General features: G+C 54.8%; 15 protein-coding genes. 4 read left to right on the top strand and 11 right to left on the bottom strand.

Annotated features, from left to right (window positions below; genetic code table 11):
• The first annotated feature begins 39 nt into the window (after window positions 1–39).
• Genes rng through tldD form a run of 3 tightly spaced genes read left to right on the top strand, consistent with a single transcriptional unit; the run spans window position 40 to window position 6,806 of the window.
• Entirely contained in the window at window positions 40–1,503 is a 1,464-nt protein-coding gene (gene rng / locus ACT3RP_RS09920) for a ribonuclease G (protein WP_096280804.1), read from the top strand.
• Between the two features lie 3 nt (window positions 1,504–1,506).
• Window positions 1,507–5,358 (top strand): YhdP family phospholipid transporter, encoded by a 3,852-nt coding sequence (locus ACT3RP_RS09915; protein WP_483393715.1) that lies wholly within the window; start codon window positions 1,507–1,509, stop codon window positions 5,356–5,358.
• The gene (gene tldD / locus ACT3RP_RS09910) at window positions 5,355–6,806 is read left to right on the top strand and encodes a metalloprotease TldD (protein ID WP_444671745.1); all 1,452 of its coding nucleotides are present in this window, start codon (window positions 5,355–5,357) and stop codon (window positions 6,804–6,806) included. Before ACT3RP_RS09915 ends, tldD begins: the two co-directional genes overlap by 4 nt.
• A 20-nt stretch (window positions 6,807–6,826) precedes the next feature.
• On the opposite strand, the gene yjgA is transcribed toward tldD, so the two are convergent.
• On the bottom strand, window positions 6,827–7,348 hold the full coding sequence (gene yjgA, locus ACT3RP_RS09905; RefSeq protein WP_096280795.1) for a ribosome biogenesis factor YjgA: 522 nt from the start codon (window positions 7,346–7,348) through the stop codon (window positions 6,827–6,829).
• 108 nt (window positions 7,349–7,456) lie between these two features.
• Here yjgA and pmbA point away from each other — a divergent pair, with 108 nt between their 5' ends.
• A complete protein-coding gene (pmbA, locus tag ACT3RP_RS09900; RefSeq protein WP_441684038.1) occupies window positions 7,457–8,797 on the top strand; it encodes a metalloprotease PmbA in 1,341 nt (446 codons plus the stop codon).
• A 13-nt stretch (window positions 8,798–8,810) separates the two neighbouring features.
• Here pmbA and ACT3RP_RS09895 read toward each other — a convergent pair whose 3' ends face one another.
• The 10 genes from ACT3RP_RS09895 to ACT3RP_RS09850 all read right to left on the bottom strand — a co-directional run bounded on the left by ACT3RP_RS09895 (window position 8,811) and on the right by ACT3RP_RS09850 (window position 16,022).
• Complete coding sequence (locus ACT3RP_RS09895; RefSeq protein ID WP_096280790.1) at window positions 8,811–9,080, bottom strand: HPr family phosphocarrier protein; 270 nt, start codon at window positions 9,078–9,080, stop codon at window positions 8,811–8,813.
• A 45-nt stretch (window positions 9,081–9,125) separates the two neighbouring features.
• On the bottom strand, window positions 9,126–10,058 hold the full coding sequence (gene rapZ / locus ACT3RP_RS09890) for an RNase adapter RapZ (RefSeq protein ID WP_096280788.1): 933 nt from the start codon (window positions 10,056–10,058) through the stop codon (window positions 9,126–9,128).
• A gap of 62 nt (window positions 10,059–10,120) precedes the next feature.
• Window positions 10,121–10,591, bottom strand: a complete 471-nt coding sequence (locus ACT3RP_RS09885; protein WP_483393714.1) for a PTS sugar transporter subunit IIA — start codon at window positions 10,589–10,591, stop codon at window positions 10,121–10,123.
• Window positions 10,592–10,595: 4 nt separating this feature from the next.
• Window positions 10,596–10,904, bottom strand: coding sequence for a ribosome hibernation-promoting factor, HPF/YfiA family (gene hpf, locus ACT3RP_RS09880; RefSeq protein WP_007114683.1), 309 nt, complete (start codon window positions 10,902–10,904; stop codon window positions 10,596–10,598).
• Window positions 10,905–11,063: 159 nt separating this feature from the next.
• Window positions 11,064–12,476, bottom strand: a complete 1,413-nt coding sequence (locus tag ACT3RP_RS09875; RefSeq protein WP_096280782.1) for an RNA polymerase factor sigma-54 — start codon at window positions 12,474–12,476, stop codon at window positions 11,064–11,066.
• Window positions 12,477–12,599: 123 nt separating this feature from the next.
• Window positions 12,600–13,349, bottom strand: coding sequence for an LPS export ABC transporter ATP-binding protein (gene lptB / locus ACT3RP_RS09870; protein ID WP_096280778.1), 750 nt, complete (start codon window positions 13,347–13,349; stop codon window positions 12,600–12,602).
• Window positions 13,350–13,360: 11 nt separating this feature from the next.
• The gene (gene lptA / locus ACT3RP_RS09865) at window positions 13,361–13,864 is read right to left on the bottom strand and encodes a lipopolysaccharide transport periplasmic protein LptA (protein WP_096280776.1); all 504 of its coding nucleotides are present in this window, start codon (window positions 13,862–13,864) and stop codon (window positions 13,361–13,363) included.
• An 11-nt stretch (window positions 13,865–13,875) separates the two neighbouring features.
• Window positions 13,876–14,445 carry an LPS export ABC transporter periplasmic protein LptC gene (gene lptC, locus ACT3RP_RS09860; RefSeq protein ID WP_483393713.1) on the bottom strand — a complete coding sequence of 190 codons (570 nt, stop codon included), beginning with the start codon at window positions 14,443–14,445 and terminating at the stop codon, window positions 13,876–13,878.
• The gene (locus ACT3RP_RS09855; RefSeq protein ID WP_096280771.1) at window positions 14,446–14,988 is read right to left on the bottom strand and encodes a KdsC family phosphatase; all 543 of its coding nucleotides are present in this window, start codon (window positions 14,986–14,988) and stop codon (window positions 14,446–14,448) included.
• 47 nt (window positions 14,989–15,035) lie between these two features.
• A complete protein-coding gene (locus ACT3RP_RS09850; protein ID WP_096280768.1) occupies window positions 15,036–16,022 on the bottom strand; it encodes a KpsF/GutQ family sugar-phosphate isomerase in 987 nt (328 codons plus the stop codon).
• Between the last annotated feature and the right edge of the window lie 29 nt (window positions 16,023–16,051).

The following is a 16,051-nucleotide window of genomic DNA, read 5'->3' as shown; positions in this document are numbered from 1 at the left end:
TCGCTAGCAAGGAATACGTCAACCTATAAGGATTTGTGCATGAGCGGTGAAGTTCTCATCAATTTAACGCCAATGGAAACCCGCGTTGCGCTGGTGGAAAATGGCGTTTTGCAAGAGGCACTGATCGAGCGCTCCCGACGGCGTGGCATCGTGGGCAATATCTACAAAGGCAAAGTGGTACGCGTGCTGCCTGGTATGCAGGCTGCTTTTGTCGATATTGGCCTTGAGCGCGCAGCCTTCATTCATGTGCATGAAGTGATGCCGCCCGGCACGCCTCAGGATGAGCAGCAAACGATCGCTCAACTGCTACATGAAGGTCAGGCGCTCGTCGTGCAGGCGACCAAAGATCCTATTGGCAGTAAAGGTGCGCGCTTAACTACACATCTTTCGATCCCTTCGCGCTACTTGGTTTATATGCCTGATTCACCACACCACGGTGTTTCTCAGCGCATTGAAGATGAGCATGAGCGTGAGCGCTTAAAGGCGCTATTGGATGCCAGTATTAGCGAGCAAACGCTAGAAGTGACGGGTGGATTTATTGTTCGTACGGCGGCCGAAGGTGTGGGCGACGAAGAACTTAAAGGCGATATGAATTTTCTGCTGCGACTATGGCGTAACGTCAGCGAGCGGAAAGTCAGTGCGGCCCCACAAACCGTTATTTATGATGACCTGCCGCTATTCATGCGCACGCTGCGTGATGTGATGCGTGATGACATCGAAAAAGTGCGTATCGATTCGCGTGAAAATTTTGTCAAGTTAGTTGAGTTTGCTGAAGAGTTCATGCCCAATGCCGTTGATCGCATTGAATATTATCCTGGCGAGCGGCCCATTTTCGATCTCTATAGCGTCGAAGATGAGATCCAAAAGGCATTGGGTCGTAGGGTGCAGCTGAAGTCTGGTGGTTATCTCGTGATTGACCCGACCGAGGCAATGACCACCATCGATGTTAATACCGGTGGCTATGTCGGCCACCGCAATCTTGAAGAGACTATCTTTAAAACCAACCTGGAGGCGGCAACAGCGATTGCTCGCCAGCTTCGGCTACGCAATTTGGGTGGCATCATCATTATCGACTTTATCGATATGATTGACGTTGAGCACCAGCGCCAGGTCTTGCGCGTTTTAGAAAAAGCTTTAGAGCGCGATCATGCTAAAACCAAGTGCACGGGCGTCACAGAGCTTGGGCTTGTTCAGCTTACCCGCAAGCGTACCCGCGAAAGCTTGGAGCAAACGCTCTGTGAAGCTTGCACCACCTGCAGTGGCAGGGGAACGCTGAGAACGCCAGAAACCGTTTGCTACGAAATCTTTCGGGAGATTCTGCGCGAAGAGCGCGCCTACAGTGCTGAAACCTACATGGTGCTTGCCTCGCAGTCAGTCGTTGACCGGTTACTGGATGAGGAGTCAGCGGCGGTGGCAGACCTGGAAACCTTTATCAACAAAACGATTCGCTTTCAGGTTGAACAGCACTATTCCCAAGAGCAGTACGATATCGTGCTGATGTAAATCATGCAGACTCGTTTACTGGTGCGTTGGAGCTTGGCGGCCACGGCATGGGTATTGGGCAGCATCGCCGTGCTGCTGCTGTTACTCCGCCTGGTGATGAGCCAGTCCGATGCCTTAACCCCGCGTATTGAAGCGCTGCTTGAAGCGCGTATCGGCGTGCCTGTCACTATCGAGCGCATGTCGCTATCTCTTTCTCGTAATGATCTGCTGTTAAGTCTTGACGGCGTTAATGCGGAGACGCCGGATGGTCAGGCGCTGTTTTCGCTGGACCATGCGGGCTTGCAGCTGGATACATGGGCGTCACTTGCCAATTTAGCGCCGATCTTTAGCGACGCTCGCATTACCGGCACGCAGTTTCATCTTTATCAGGGCGCCGGCGCAGCGTGGCAGTGGCCTGAGCCTGCTAAGCTCCCGCTATTGGCACCTGACCCCGATATGGATCTAGCCACTGTCGACGACTGGACGGGCTTAATTTTGCGCCAACGGCTGTGGGTCGATGACACGCGTGTCGTGTTGCATGGCCGGGAAGATACCGTGCTGCTGCATGCCCAGACCCTGCTGCTGACCGGTGATGAGCGGCGTACGAGGCTTGAAGGTGCTATCAATATTGCACAGTCACTGCAGCAGGCACACGAGATTGCTCTGCCTGCGGCTGAAATAAAGGTCGAAATGCAGCCTGGCCAGCATGGCTTTAGCGACTTTTCGGCTGCTTTGCAGTTGGATATTCAGTTAGATCAATTGGTCGTGCTAGCCGCTATGTTTCGCCCCGATCATATGCCTTATTTAGAGCAGGCGGGTGGCAGTGCGCGGCTGTGGGGACGTTGGAGCGCCGGGCGTCTTGAAGAGGCGAGGGTTTCTGTCAAAGTTCCTGAACTGACGCTGCGCCATGACGTTCAGTACGCGGTGTTAAGGGATATTAAAACCAGCGGTTTGTGGCAGCGCGACGGTGATGGCGGTGAGGCATGGCTAAGTGGCGATGCGGACAGGGTCGAGTGGGCGCAGCCGCCTGGTGCTAGCGTTGGACCCGCCTTGCCGAGACATTGGCATGCCACGCATCAGCCGGGTCGGTGGGAAGTGCGCACCAGTGCCTTTGAACTCGCATCGCTTACTGCTTGGCGTGACTATGTCTTGCTGCCCGAATCGTTGACGCGCGTTTTGCAAACGCTTTCGCCGCGCGGTCAGGTGCAGGGGCTGCAGGTGGGGCAGCAGGATGGTCGTTGGGGAGTAGACGCCGCCCTTAGCGATGTCGAAGTATCGCCTTGGGAGCAGGTGCCCGGCGGCGGCCCGCTTGATGCCTGGGTTCAAGCGCGTGACTTTCGCGGTCGTGTGCAGTTTAGTAGTGACGGCGACAGCACCCTTTATTTCCCCGAGTTTTTTGCCGCTCCCATGCAGTTGCAAAGCGCCGAAGGAGAGGTTGAGTGGGTATACGACGGCCCTAACACGATGGTTAGCGGCAAGCAGCTAAACGTTGAGTGGGATGGGGCTCAGGTGTCGGGTGGCTTCGGATTGGTCAGCGGTAATCAGCGCGGTCATTTTGGTTTAGACCTTGATTTTAGCGATGTGGATGCCCTTGAACGCCCGTTGGCTCAATGGCTGCCGCTAAGTGTTATGGATAATGAGCTTCAGGACTGGCTGCTTGATGATATTGGCGGCTACGTGACCGAAGGATCATTACAGCTGAGTTTGCCGATTGGTGAAACCGTCGGCGCTGATGACTTTACCGCGACGCTAGCGCTGGCCGTTACCCAAGGACATTTGCCCATTGCGCCCGGCTGGCCGCGCCTTGACGATATTGAGGGCCGCCTCAAGTGGCAGGATAAAGTGTTAAAAGCGGAGATAGAGCGTGCCCAGAGCCATGGCGTGGCAGCTTCCAAGGGCGAGCTGGTAATGGAAGATGAGACGCTTAAGCTCTCCGGGGAATTACAGTCGGAAGGCTCGGCGCTTATGTCGTTTCTTCAGGCCATGCCTGATATTGATCTTTCGCAGCTGAGTGATTTGCGGATAACCGGTGACGTTGATGGCGATATTGCGCTTTCGCTGCCGCTGAAAACGCCCGAGACACTTCAGCTAGAAATCAATGCGCAGCCACGCTTCTCTGAGATTGTTTATCTACCGCTGGGGGTGCGTCTCCGGTCGGCCGAAGGGGATCTACGCTGGTTACAAAATGGCGAAAACGGAGGGCTGGTTGGCACGGCGAGTGGCCAAGTCTTGGGCGGTGAAATAAACGCCGATATTGATACGCTGGGCGACGGGATTCAACTGCAAGGTAGCGTTGCGACGGCGGCACTTTTCGGTTTGGCTGGGTTAGACGATAGCCAGGGGCGCTTGCCGCTAGAGGGACAGCTACAGTGGCAGGGCCACGTTGGCCTGTTGCCCACACCGACCGTGAGAGTGGAAAGTCGTTTAGTCGGCGTTACTAGCCACCTACCTGAACCCTTTGCAAAAACGTCACAGCAGCCCTGGCCATGGGTGTTGACCGCGGATATCGATTCCGGACGCATTGAAAGCCGCTTAGCTGATATTTTCTCTGCGCGAGGGCTGTTCGGTCATCAAGCGCTGGCCGGCACGATGCATCTGGGCAGTGCCGCAGAGCAAGTGCCTGCTTGGCCAGCTCAGCCTGGGATAAATCTCGTTGCGAATGTGCCGCGTATTGATCCACTGGCGTGGCAGCAGGCTATTAAGCCAATGATGGCGCTAAGCGCATCTCAACCGAGTGGCGCAGATAGCCAAATGCCGCTGAATGTCTCGCTAACAACGTCCTGTGTGGTTTATCAGGCGGAATGTTTAGGCAATGTCAACGCGTCAGGTAGTGTCAGCGGCGGCCAGGTCGATCTTGATGTGGGCGGTAATTTAGTCACCGGGCATTTGCTGTACAATGGTGATTCGCCGCAGCCGCTGGATATTGCGATTGATGGCATTGCGCTAGACCGTTTGTTGAAACTCGCTAATGTCGAGCATGACAGCGAGACGCCAGCACCCGATTCCTGGTGGCAGGCGGTTGAGACCCAGCGCAAGCCGCCGACGGTGATTCCCGAGTGGCTGGCCGATGTGCCGAATGGCCGTTTACGCTTAGCAGAGATTGCCATGGGCACGCGTCGCTTTGGTCCGTTGACCGCGTATTGGCAAACCGACGGGCAGCGGTTTTCGCTGACCCCAGTCGGTCTCACCATGGGGCAGCTTTCCGCTCGTGGCGAGCTTCACTGGGAAGGAGATTCAACCACCAGCCACACTTGGGCGGATATCTCTATTCAAGGTGGAGACATCGGCACGGCGCTTGAGCGGCTTGATCAGCCTGTGGTGATGCGTAGCCGCAGTACCGACGTAAAAGCATCGCTGAACTGGCCGGGAGCGCCTTGGCAGCTCGATTTGCGCAATGCCGATGGCTCCCTAAGCACGGATATGCGTGATGGCCGTTTTGCCACCCTAGAATCTGCGCCTGCGCGTTTAATCGGACTGCTCAATTTCGATAATATTTTACGCCGCATACGCTTAGATTTTTCTGACGTTACCGGCCAAGGCACGGCGTTTGACAGTGTCAGTGGTACTGCCGATGTCACCGGTGGACTGCTAACGCTGCGAGGGCCATTGGAAATTGATGCCCCGGCTACCACCTTAACGCTTACCGGCAATGTCGACCTGGTTACGCGTGAACTTGATCAGCGGCTTGGCGTCACACTGCCAGTGACACAAAGTTTACCTATCGCGGCAATTGCTGTCGGTGCGCCCATTGTTGGCGGTGCGCTATTCATCGCAGACAAGCTTTTTGGTGACGCGCTAGATCGGGTCACGACACTTCATTATCGCGTGCGAGGCCCTTGGACTTCGCCGCAGGTTACTTTAGAGGGCCCCCTATGACCGTATATAAAAGTGATATAGACACGGCTGCCGCCATTTTGTTGACACCCGGGGGGCTGGATTTAGATGCTCTGGAAACCGGGCTTGGCTACGCGATGGGCGCGGGCATAGACTACGCTGATCTGTATTTTCAGCGTACTTGGCAAGAAGGCTGGGTATTAGAAGATGGCGAAGTAAAAGAAGCCAGCTACAGCATTGATGGTGGGGTTGGCGTGCGCTCATTGGCGGGTGAAAAAACCGGCTTTGCCTACTCAAATCAAATTACCGCCGATGCGCTAATGGATACTGGCCGCACCGCGGCAGGCATTGTGCGCAGCGGTAAGCGCCTGCCTGGGCAACTGGTCCGCCCGGTGTCTGCTATGTCACGCTATGTCGGGATTGATCCATTGGCAGGTCTGAGCGCGGAAGATAAGGTGGCCATGCTCAAGCAGGCCGATTGCGTGGCGCGTGCAGCGGACCCGAGTATTAGCCAAGTGAGTGCCTCTCTCTCCGGTACCTATGAAGTCGTATTGGTGCGTGCCAGCGATGGCACTCTGGCGGCGGATATTCGCCCGTTGGTTCGCTTTAACGTTAGCGTTATTGCCGTTAAAAATGGTCGTCGTGAGCGCGGCAGCGCGGGCGGCGGTGGCCGTTATTCAATGGCAAAGCTGCGTGATGAGCAGGTGGCGGAGCGCTATGCTAAAGAAGCTGTGCGTCAGGCGCTGGTGAACCTCGAAGCCGTTGATGCGCCCGCGGGTCAAATGCCCGTGGTTTTGGCGTCAGGATGGCCGGGTATTTTGCTGCATGAAGCCGTGGGCCACGGTCTTGAAGGGGATTTTAACCGTAAGGGAAGCTCCGCTTTTTCGGGGCAGATGGGCAAGCGGGTCGCCGCGAAGGGCGTCAATATTGTAGATGATGCGACGCTAGCCGATTGTCGTGGCTCAATGAGTATCGATGATGAGGGTACACCTGGCCAATACACGCCGCTTATCGAAGACGGTATTTTGACCGGTTACATGCAGGACAAGCTCAATGCTCGCTTGATGGGAATGGCGCCGACAGGAAATGCTCGGCGCGAGTCATTTGCTCACATGCCGATGCCGCGAATGACCAATACCGTCATGCTGGCTGGTCAGGATGAGCCTAGTGACATTATCAAAAGCGTAAAACGTGGCATTTACGCAGTAAGTTTTGCGGGTGGCCAGGTTGATATAACGTCGGGTAAGTTCGTATTTTCCGCCAGTGAAGCTTACTTAATTGAAGATGGCAAAGTGACTGTGCCGGTCAAAGGCGCAACGCTTATTGGCAATGGCCCTGAGGCGATGGGGCGCGTTTCGATGATCGGTCACGATATGGCCCTTGATACCGGGATTGGTGTGTGCGGTAAAGAAGGACAAGGGGTGCCGGTCGGTGTTGGTCAGCCCACCCTCAAGTTGGATGAGCTGACGGTCGGCGGTACTCATTCGTAAGCGCTGTCTTACGCTCGGGCTTAAAGTGCCAGGGTTTCGCGCAGGTGTTTGAAGAGCTTGCGCGAGCTCGTTGGCGGCTTGCCCTCTTCGCGTTCTCGCTGGGCATTGCGAATGAGCTGACGCAGCGTTTGACGATCGGCGTCGGGGTGTTCAGTCATGAACAGATCGACAGCCTCATCGCCCTCGTCAATTAAGCGTTCGCGCCATTTTTCGAGGCGATGAAAGGCGTGATCGCGCTGCTCTTGTTCCTGATCAATGGAATCGAATACGCCTTGAATGGCAGTGAGATCTTCTTTACGAATTAATTTGCCAACGTACTGCATATGACGTCGGCGACCTTCATGAGAACGAATGCGTGCGGTTTCTTCAATTGCGCGCAGCATATCGTCAGAGAGGGGGAAACGGGCGCGTTCTGCTGGTCGCATAGCGATCAATGTTTCCCCAAGTGCCTGTAAGGCATGCATTTCGCGTTTGAGTTGCGACTTGCTAGGGCGTTCTTCCTGTTCTTCTACTTCAACTGGATCGGGACGTTGCTTACGCATAATGTGACTCACAGACAAGATTCGTTGCGGCATTATACCAGCTGCGAGTACAACATTGATTCGCCAAAGACATTCTATTGAGAGAGATTCGGCGAAAAAGGAGGCCATATGGCACAGGCATTTGATGCATCCGCGCAGCAGTCGCTACTCACCGCGCGGGCCGAAGAGGCGCTAGCGTTGGCAAAACGTATGGGCGCAGATGCCGCCGAAGTGGGCGCAAGCGTGGATCAGGGTATAGGCGTGAGCGTGCGTCTGGGCGAAGTTGAGACGGTTGAGCTATCCCGAGACCAGGGTATTGCCGTGACGCTTTACGTAGGACAGCGTAAGGGTAGCGCTTCATCTACAGATGCCAGCAGCGCGTCGATTCAGGCCGCCGTAGAGAAAGCGTTGGCGATTGCTCGATATACCGGTGAAGATCCCGCCGCAGGGCTAGCCGATGCGGCGCTGATGGCAAGCGAGCTGCCCGATTTGAAAGTGCACTATCCTTGGGCGCTTACCACGGATGAAGCGATTGAATTAGCGCTTGCCTGCGAGCAGGCGGGGCGTGACGTGGAAGGTATTTCTCAGTCGGATGGTGCCTCGCTGTCCAGCGGTGAAGGGGTGCGCGTTTATGCCAATAGCCATGGTTTTTTAGGCACTCAAAAAGGCAGTAGCCATTCACTATCATGCATGCTGATTGCTCAAGATGACGGCGGCATGCAGCGTGACTACGACTATACCTCTGCGCGTGATCCCAGAGCACTGCGTGACCCCGCTGACGTGGGGCGTGAAGCCGCCGCACGCACGCTGCGTAGGCTGGGTGCTCAGCGTCCGCCCACGGGGACCTTTCCAGTGCTGTTTGATCCGTCGTTATCCGGTGGTTTGATCGGGCATTTGTTGGGCGGTATCGCCGGTGGAGCGTTGTATCGCCAGTCATCTTTTTTATGTGATCGGCTTGGTACTGTGCTCTTTCCCGACTGGTTTAGCCTTGAAGAGCGACCCATGGAAGTGGGCGCTACCGCGAGCTCACCGTTTGATGGCGAAGGGGTGCAAACGCGCAATAATCGCTTTATCGATGAGGGGCGTATCGAAAGCTATATGCTGTCTTCCTACAGCGCTAGGCGGATGGGTATGCAGACTACGGGCAATGCTGGTGGGGCGCGCAATGTACGCCTGACAGCACCGCTGAAGCCTCGCGAAGCACTGCTGCAAGAGATGGGGAAAGGTATTTGGGTGACGGAGCTGATGGGCCAGGGCGTTAATGGCGTTACCGGCGATTACTCCCGTGGGGCGGCCGGCTTTTGGGTCGAGAACGGTAAGGTTCAATACCCGATCGAAGAGTTTACGATCGCTGGTAATCTGGAGCGGATGTTCGCGGGCCTAGTGGGCATTGGTGATGATACCGATACCCGTGGCAGCGTGCACACGGGTAGCTGGTTGATTGATGCGATGACAGTAGCCGGTAACTAATCGGCGTAAATGGCTACTGATCTTCCTCAAAGCGAGCCTCGAACAGCGCTTGAATCGCATCAAGCGCCTGTTCTGCGTCGTCGCCCTCGGCGTGTATAGCTAGCTCAGTACCGCACGGGGCGGCGAGCATTAATAGCGACATAATATTAGCGGCATCGGCAGCCTGCTGCTGCTTATAGACACGTATATTAGCCGTGAACTGTTGGCCGCATTTAACTAGTTTCGTCGCCGCGCGGGCATGTAGTCCGCGTTGATTGGTGAGTGTGAGTGTTCTTTCTGGCACCCTGGTTCCTTTTCGCCGAGTGGTGTCATTAATCAATAGACGTGCTTAAGTCGTTGGTAATTGATCGCTGGTCGAGGAGAGACTGGTCAACGGCGTTGGGGGTTGTTCGCTCAGCGTATATTGCAGGCCTAGCTCTCGGTGGCGCAATTGAACTTCGCCCACACGAGCCGCTAAGCTTTTTGCTAGCTGCTCCACCATATAGACAGAGCGATGTTGACCACCGGTGCAGCCAATAGCAACGGTCATGTAGCTACGTTGGCTATTCTGATAAGCCGGTAACCAGCGCTCAAGCCATGCCTGGATATCGTTACTCATGGCATCCACAACGGGATAGCCTTTTAAGAAGGCAACGATGTTGGCGTCACGGCCTGTCGATTGTCGCAGCGTTGGGTCCCAGTAAGGATTGGGTAGGCAGCGCACGTCGAAGACGAGGTCAGCATCCAAGGGTACCCCACGCTTATAACCGAACGATTCAAACGTCAACGTCAACTGGTCGCACTGCTGGTGAGCCACCTGGTCAGTAATCCGGCGGCGTAGGTCGTGTACTGACAGTCGCGATGTGTCGATCAATAGATCGGCTAGATCACGTATGTCATGCAGGGTCTCTTCTTCTTTATTGATAGCCTCTTCAAGGGTCATTTCGCTATTGCGCGTCAACGGATGTCGGCGGCGTGTGGCGGAGTAACGCTCTAGAAGAATTCGGGCATCAGTGGTTAGGTAGATAACTTGGAAATCAATGGTGCGCTGGCGCAACTCTTGTAATAGCGAGGGCAGGCGTTCAAGAGCCCCCGGTAAGTTGCGTGCATCAATGCTGACCGCCAGATGGGTACGATCACTCTGGTCGCGTAATTCGTCGACCAGTGACCCCAGCAGCATGACGGGAAGGTTATCAATCGCGTAGTAGCCTAGGTCTTCCAACGCCTGTAAGGCGATAGATTTGCCAGACCCAGAACGACCGCTAATGATGACCAGTTGCATAGAGTTTCTCTTCGCGTTAATCCAACGGCTTAAATAGGGACTTGATGGTCATTGATTGTCGCTTAATCCGCTGAATGCTCACGAATTTTAGTTGTAATGAGGTCGAGTAGTTCGCGCTGACTGCCTGCTTTGCGTAGCCGCTGGCGAGTATCCGCATCATTCATGATGGTGGCTACTTGGCCTAGCAAAGAGAGATGTGTGTCATCCGCTTGTTCCGGTACGAGCAGCACAAACACTAGATCAACGGGGTCGCCGTCGATAGCATCAAAATCAATCGCTTCTGAGAGTTTTAAAAAACCAGCAATAGGCGTAGAGCAGTGAGGGCTGCGGGCATGTGGAATAGCCACGCCGTTACCAATCCCTGTGCTACCTAAGCGTTCTCGGCCGATTAAGCGACTGAACACTTCTTGGCTATCTAAACTGGGCGTATTTTGGGCGATAAAGGTGCTGAAAAATTCCAGCACCCTTTTTTTGCTGCCCCCAGGGACGTCGAAAAGAACGCGCTCTGGGGGGAGTATGGTTTCCAACGTCATTGAATTAACGCACACCTGCGCCTTGGGCGCGAGCTTGTGCTTTTTCCTTATGTTTAACGAGTTGACGATCAATTTTGTCCGCTAGCGCATCGATAGCGGCATACATATCACTGTCTAGGGCTTCTGCATGTAAGTCAGCGCCTGCTGCATGCAGTGTGCAGGCTGCCTGTTGGCGTTCTTTCTCCACCGATAGGGTGACCTGCACAGTGGTTATATTGTCGTAATGACGCTCAACACGTTCAAGCTTTTCATTAACATAGTCACGCAAGGCGTCAGTCAGTTCTACGTGATGACCAGTGATATTTACTTGCATTGACGTACTCCTTATCTATCGGACTGTACTTAGGAACCGTGCTTAGGAACCGTACTTAGGGACTGTACTTAGTACTTAGATATGTAGCCCTTTTGATTGTAACCCTTTTTGCCCCGTTGCAAAGCCCTTGTCGAGAGTTTCGCTGCAACCTGGCAGATCCTAGCGCAAACGGCGCCGCTCACTGGAAGAGGGAATGCCCATGGCTTCACGATATTTGGCTACCGTACGCCTTGCAACTTGAATGCCACCTTCTTCTAATAATGTCACTAAGCGGCTATCAGAAAGCGGTTTGCTGGGCGCTTCTTCGTGAACCAGCTTTTTCAGGCGGGCGCGGATCGCGGTACTGGAGTGGCTGTCGCCATCCTGGCCACTCACTTGGCTAGAGAAAAAGTATTTCAGCTCGAACACGCCACGCGGCGTATGAATATATTTCTGCGTTGTCACCCGTGAAATCGTTGATTCATGCATTTCAACGGCTGCGGCTATATCGGCCAAAATCAGCGGTTTCATGGATTCTTCGCCATGTTCGAGAAAGCCGATTTGACGGGTAATGATTTCACGGCCCACTCGCAGCAGCGTGTCGTTACGACTCGAAAGGCTTTTAATTAACCAGCGCGCTTCCTGCAGGTGTTCTTTCAAAAACTGATTATCCTGACTTTTGTCCGCACGCTTTATCAGGCTGGCGTAATCAGGTTGGATTCTTAACCGAGGCAGGGCGTCCTGATTGAGCTCTAAATGCCAGCCTTCATTATCATGACGCACCACCAGGTCGGGCGTGATGTAGCTGTCGTTGGTCACGCCATAAGCGCTGCCTGGGCGTGGATCTAGGCTGCGAATTAGCTGGATGACATCGGCTAGCTGCTCGTCATCGAGTCCTAAGCGTCGCTTGAGTAAGCGCATGTCATCTTTGCTGAGCGCTTCAAGAAACTGACGCACTAGCCTACGAGCAGGCACCAGCAGTGGCGTATCATCTGGCAGGGCGGCGAGCTGCAGCATCAAACATTCACGCAGGTCGCGGGCAAAAATACCGGTGGGCTCGAATTGCTGCAGTTTTAATAATGTCGTTTCGACTTCGCGCTGGCTAAGGCTATCAATGCCCTGGGCGCGTAGCCCTTCACGAATATCATTAAGCGGCTGGGTCAAATAGCCGTTGGCATCTAGTGCATCAATGAGGCTCTCGGAAACCAGCTGTTCACGCACACTAAAATCGGTCATGGCGAGTTGCCACAATAGGTGGCCGTGAAGGCTCTGTTCGGCAGCCTGGCGCTCAAAATCAGGGCCCTCGCTGCTGCTGCCAGTGCCGCCAATGTCTTGATAGGTGTCCGACCAGTCGCTATCAACGGAAAGCTCGGTGGGAATGCTCTCTGACCACTCCTCCTCTTTAGGCTCGCTTACGGCCTCTTCACCGAACTCATCTTCCTGTTCCAGCATGGGGTTGGCATCTAAGGCCTGCTGAATTTCCTGACGAAGATCCAGAGTCGATAGCTGCAGCAGGGCGATAGCCTGCTGCAGCTGAGGTGTCATGGTCAGCTGTGTCCCAATGCGCAGTTGAAGAGAAGCTTTCATGACCATTTGAGAACCACTCGTTAATCGGAATGCTTTACCCTAGTGCGAGTGGGAGCTGGGTGCAAGTGCAATAAGCATGCCATTGGTAGTTAAAGCGTTATAAGGCGGGATTTATGGGCAAAAATAAGCCTACAGACGAAAATCTGCGCCCAGATAAACATCCCTGACTTGCTGGTTAGTGAGGATAGATGCCGGGGGGCCGCTGGCGATGATATGGCCATCGCCGACAATATAAGCGATATCGCAAATGTCCAGCGTTTCACGGACGTTATGATCGGTAATCAGAACGCCAATGTGGCGCTGTTTCAGCGCGCGAATGATGGTTTTAATCTCGCCCACTGAAATGGGGTCAACCCCGGCAAAGGGCTCATCTAGCAAGATGAAGGCGGGTTCGGTCGCTAGCGAGCGGGCAATTTCTACACGGCGACGCTCTCCGCCTGAGAGGCTCATGCCTAGGTTGTCGCGAATATGGGTGATATGGAAATCTTCAAGCAGAGCCTCCAGGCGCTCTTCGCGACCTGGGCGGTCGAGCTCTTTGCGCGTTTCTAATATCGCCATAATGTTATCGGCAACCGATAATTTGCGAAAAATAGACGCTTCTTGGGGCAGGTAGCCAATGCCCGCCGCTGCGCGCTCATGCATCGGAGCGCGAGTTAAATCTAAGTCGTCAATACCCACTTTGCCGGCGTCAGATTTGACCAGCCCGACAATCATATAAAACGACGTGGTTTTGCCCGCGCCGTTAGGGCCGAGTAAGCCAACGACGCTGCCTTGGGAGATTTCCAAGTTAATATCTTTAACTACGCGGCGACGTTTGTAACTTTTTGCCAAGTGGTGGGCATATAATGTTTTTATCGGCGCATTGTCAGCAGTTGCCATCGATAGACTCTCTATTGTTCAGGCTGAATGGTCATGCGTATACGCTGTGGCTCGCTACCTTCAACGTCTGAGCGCGCTTGAATCACTTCACGGTCGATGAAATATTCAAGCCGACCTCCGGTAAATTTGTCGTCCTGCTGTGTCAATTCAGCTTGATCAACGAGCTCCACTCGGCGTTCGGCGACGTGATAAATAATCCGCCGAGCCCAGCCTTCCGTCGGGCCTTCTTGCCCTTCGGCCTGATGGCGCAAATAAGCACGCTCACCGGTCGACGTTGCCCGTGAAAGCTCGCCCGCCTCATTGCGTTGAATTTCCACTCGTTCGCCGCGCAGCTGCATTTCGCCCTGGCGAATATTGACATCCCCAGTGTAGACGGCGGTGCCCGCGCGCTGATCAAGATCTAGGCGGTCGGCTTCCACCTCCACGGGGGCCTGTTGTGAAGACGAGCTGGTTTGGGCTGCCGCGGATAGCGGCACGGCAAGCGCAAAAAGGGCGGTGTAGATAAGTGCTTTCATGGCGACTCCTGTTAGCGTTGTGTGGCCGGTGGATGAGTGCCGCGCACACCGTCAGATAAGCGGACCTGGCTATCGTTTAACCATACATCCATATGTGAAGCATTCATTTGCTGGGGCGGCTGTTGCAGTAATACCGGTGCCTCGCTCCATGCATGTTGAGTGAGGCCATCATAGTGCAGTTCTTCAGTATCCAGCTGCCATCCTTCGTCTGGCGCAATAAGTCGCGCGGAGCCGGACATAACGAGGGACTGCGTATTGGTATTAAGCGTGCCCACATCGGCACTGGCTAGCCACTGGCGCTCATCGCTGTCATACAGGGTGGCCTGAGGGCTCTCAGACCAGGTTTTCCCGCTTTGCGGCGTATGGATGAGGCGCGGTGTTTTTAATGATTGCAAGACGTTACCGTTGTCGCCAAACAGAGTGATTTCAGCATCCTGAAGTACGTGCCCTGGCTCTTGGGCCTGCGCTTCTGGGTCGATAGCGGTTTTTTGAGGCCCGCCTGGGCCAAGCCACACCAATAGCACGCCCAAGGCGATAAAAAGCCCTGTTAATCCTAGGCGTGTTTTAAGATGCTTAAGCATTTATGTGCGGCCGTGCAAGTAAGTGTCGAGCACTGCGCTCCAGTGCCCTTGGGCTTCAAGCAGAGTATCGCAAATTTCGCGTACCGCGCCGTGCCCGCCAAGCCGTTCCGTTGTCCAGTCGGCATGAGTGTGCATATAGTCCGGCGCATTGGGGACGGTAATGCCGACACCACAGCGCTTGATAACCGATAGGTCGGGGAGATCATCGCCGCAATAGGCGACTTGCTCTAGCTCTATATCCAAACGCTGGCACAGGCCGCGCAAGGTGGCGAGCTTATCCTCGCAGCCTTGAAAGACATGGTCGATACCCAGCGCTGCGGCACGTTGACTAACCATGGGCGAATCGCGGCCAGTAATCAGCGCGACGTGGATGCCGACTCGCTTAAGCAGCTTTAGACCATGGCCATCCTGAGTATGAAAGGCTTTAATTTCGATGCCGTCAGCCTGAAAGTAAAGTCGACCATCGGTGAGTACGCCATCAACATCTAACGCCAATAGACGAACGCGGCGAAGTCGATCAAGTAGGGCTGCAGATAGGGTCATAAAGCCTCCATTCTTTTAAGAAGTCGCTAAATCTTGCGATAAATACGTTAAATAACGCCGCTAACAAGCAAGTCATGCATATGTAAGGCACCAACCGGGCGCTGTTGTTCATCAACCACCGCGAGTGCCGTAATTCGGCCCTCTTCCATAATGCGTACCGCCTCTGCTGCCAGTATGTCGGGGCCGATACGTTTACCTGGCCGAGTCATGACATCATCGACTAAGACGTCGCGTAAGTTGTGGTATTGATCCAGCGTGCGCCGCAGATCGCCATCGGTATATACCCCGGCTAAACGACCGTCACTATCAACCACGCAGGTAAAGCCCAGCCCTTGGCGGGTAATTTCCAATAAAGCGTCGCGCAGCGGGCTGCCTAGCGGAATTTGCGGCAAGCGTGCGCCATCGTGCATAAGGTCTCTCACGCGCAGCAACAAGCGCTTGCCTAAGCTGCCACCCGGATGGGAAAGAGCGAAATCTTCTGCCGTAAAGCCTCGGGCTTCCAGCAGTGCTACGGCGAGCGCATCACCCAGCGCTAGGGCGGCAGTGGTCGAGCTAGTGGGGGCGAGATCCAGCGGGCATGCCTCGCGCTCAACGCCGCTATTTAGATGCGCATCAGCATGCTTAGCGAGCGTGGAGCCAGGCCGCCCTGTCATGCTGACCAGCGGCGTACCTAAACGTTTCAGTAGCGGCAGAAGGGCGGTCACTTCGGCCGTTTCGCCTGAGTTAGACAGGGCCAACACAACGTCGGCGCGAGTAATCATGCCCAGGTCGCCGTGACTGGCTTCACCTGGGTGAACAAAGAAGGCGGGTGTGCCGGTGCTGGCTAGGGTGGCGGCAAGCTTGCCGGCTATATGGCCAGATTTACCCATGCCAGTGACCACGACGCGCCCCTGGCAGGCGAGTATAAGCTCGCAGGCGCGGTCAAAGTTTTCATCTAACTTGGCCTGCAGGCCACCAATAGCTGCCTGCTCAATTTGCAGCGTACGTAAGGCACTTTCGCGCAGTAAGCTGAGGGAGGCGAGAGGCTGGCGCATAGCGATATCTCTTGGCGATTGAAAATATA

It is taken from the genome of Halomonas sp. AOP5-B2-8 (assembly GCF_052376475.1).
Taxonomy (GTDB): domain Bacteria; phylum Pseudomonadota; class Gammaproteobacteria; order Pseudomonadales; family Halomonadaceae; genus Vreelandella; species Vreelandella casei.
Note: the sequence above shows the minus strand (reverse complement) of the source record. Positions and strands in the feature narration are given on the sequence as shown.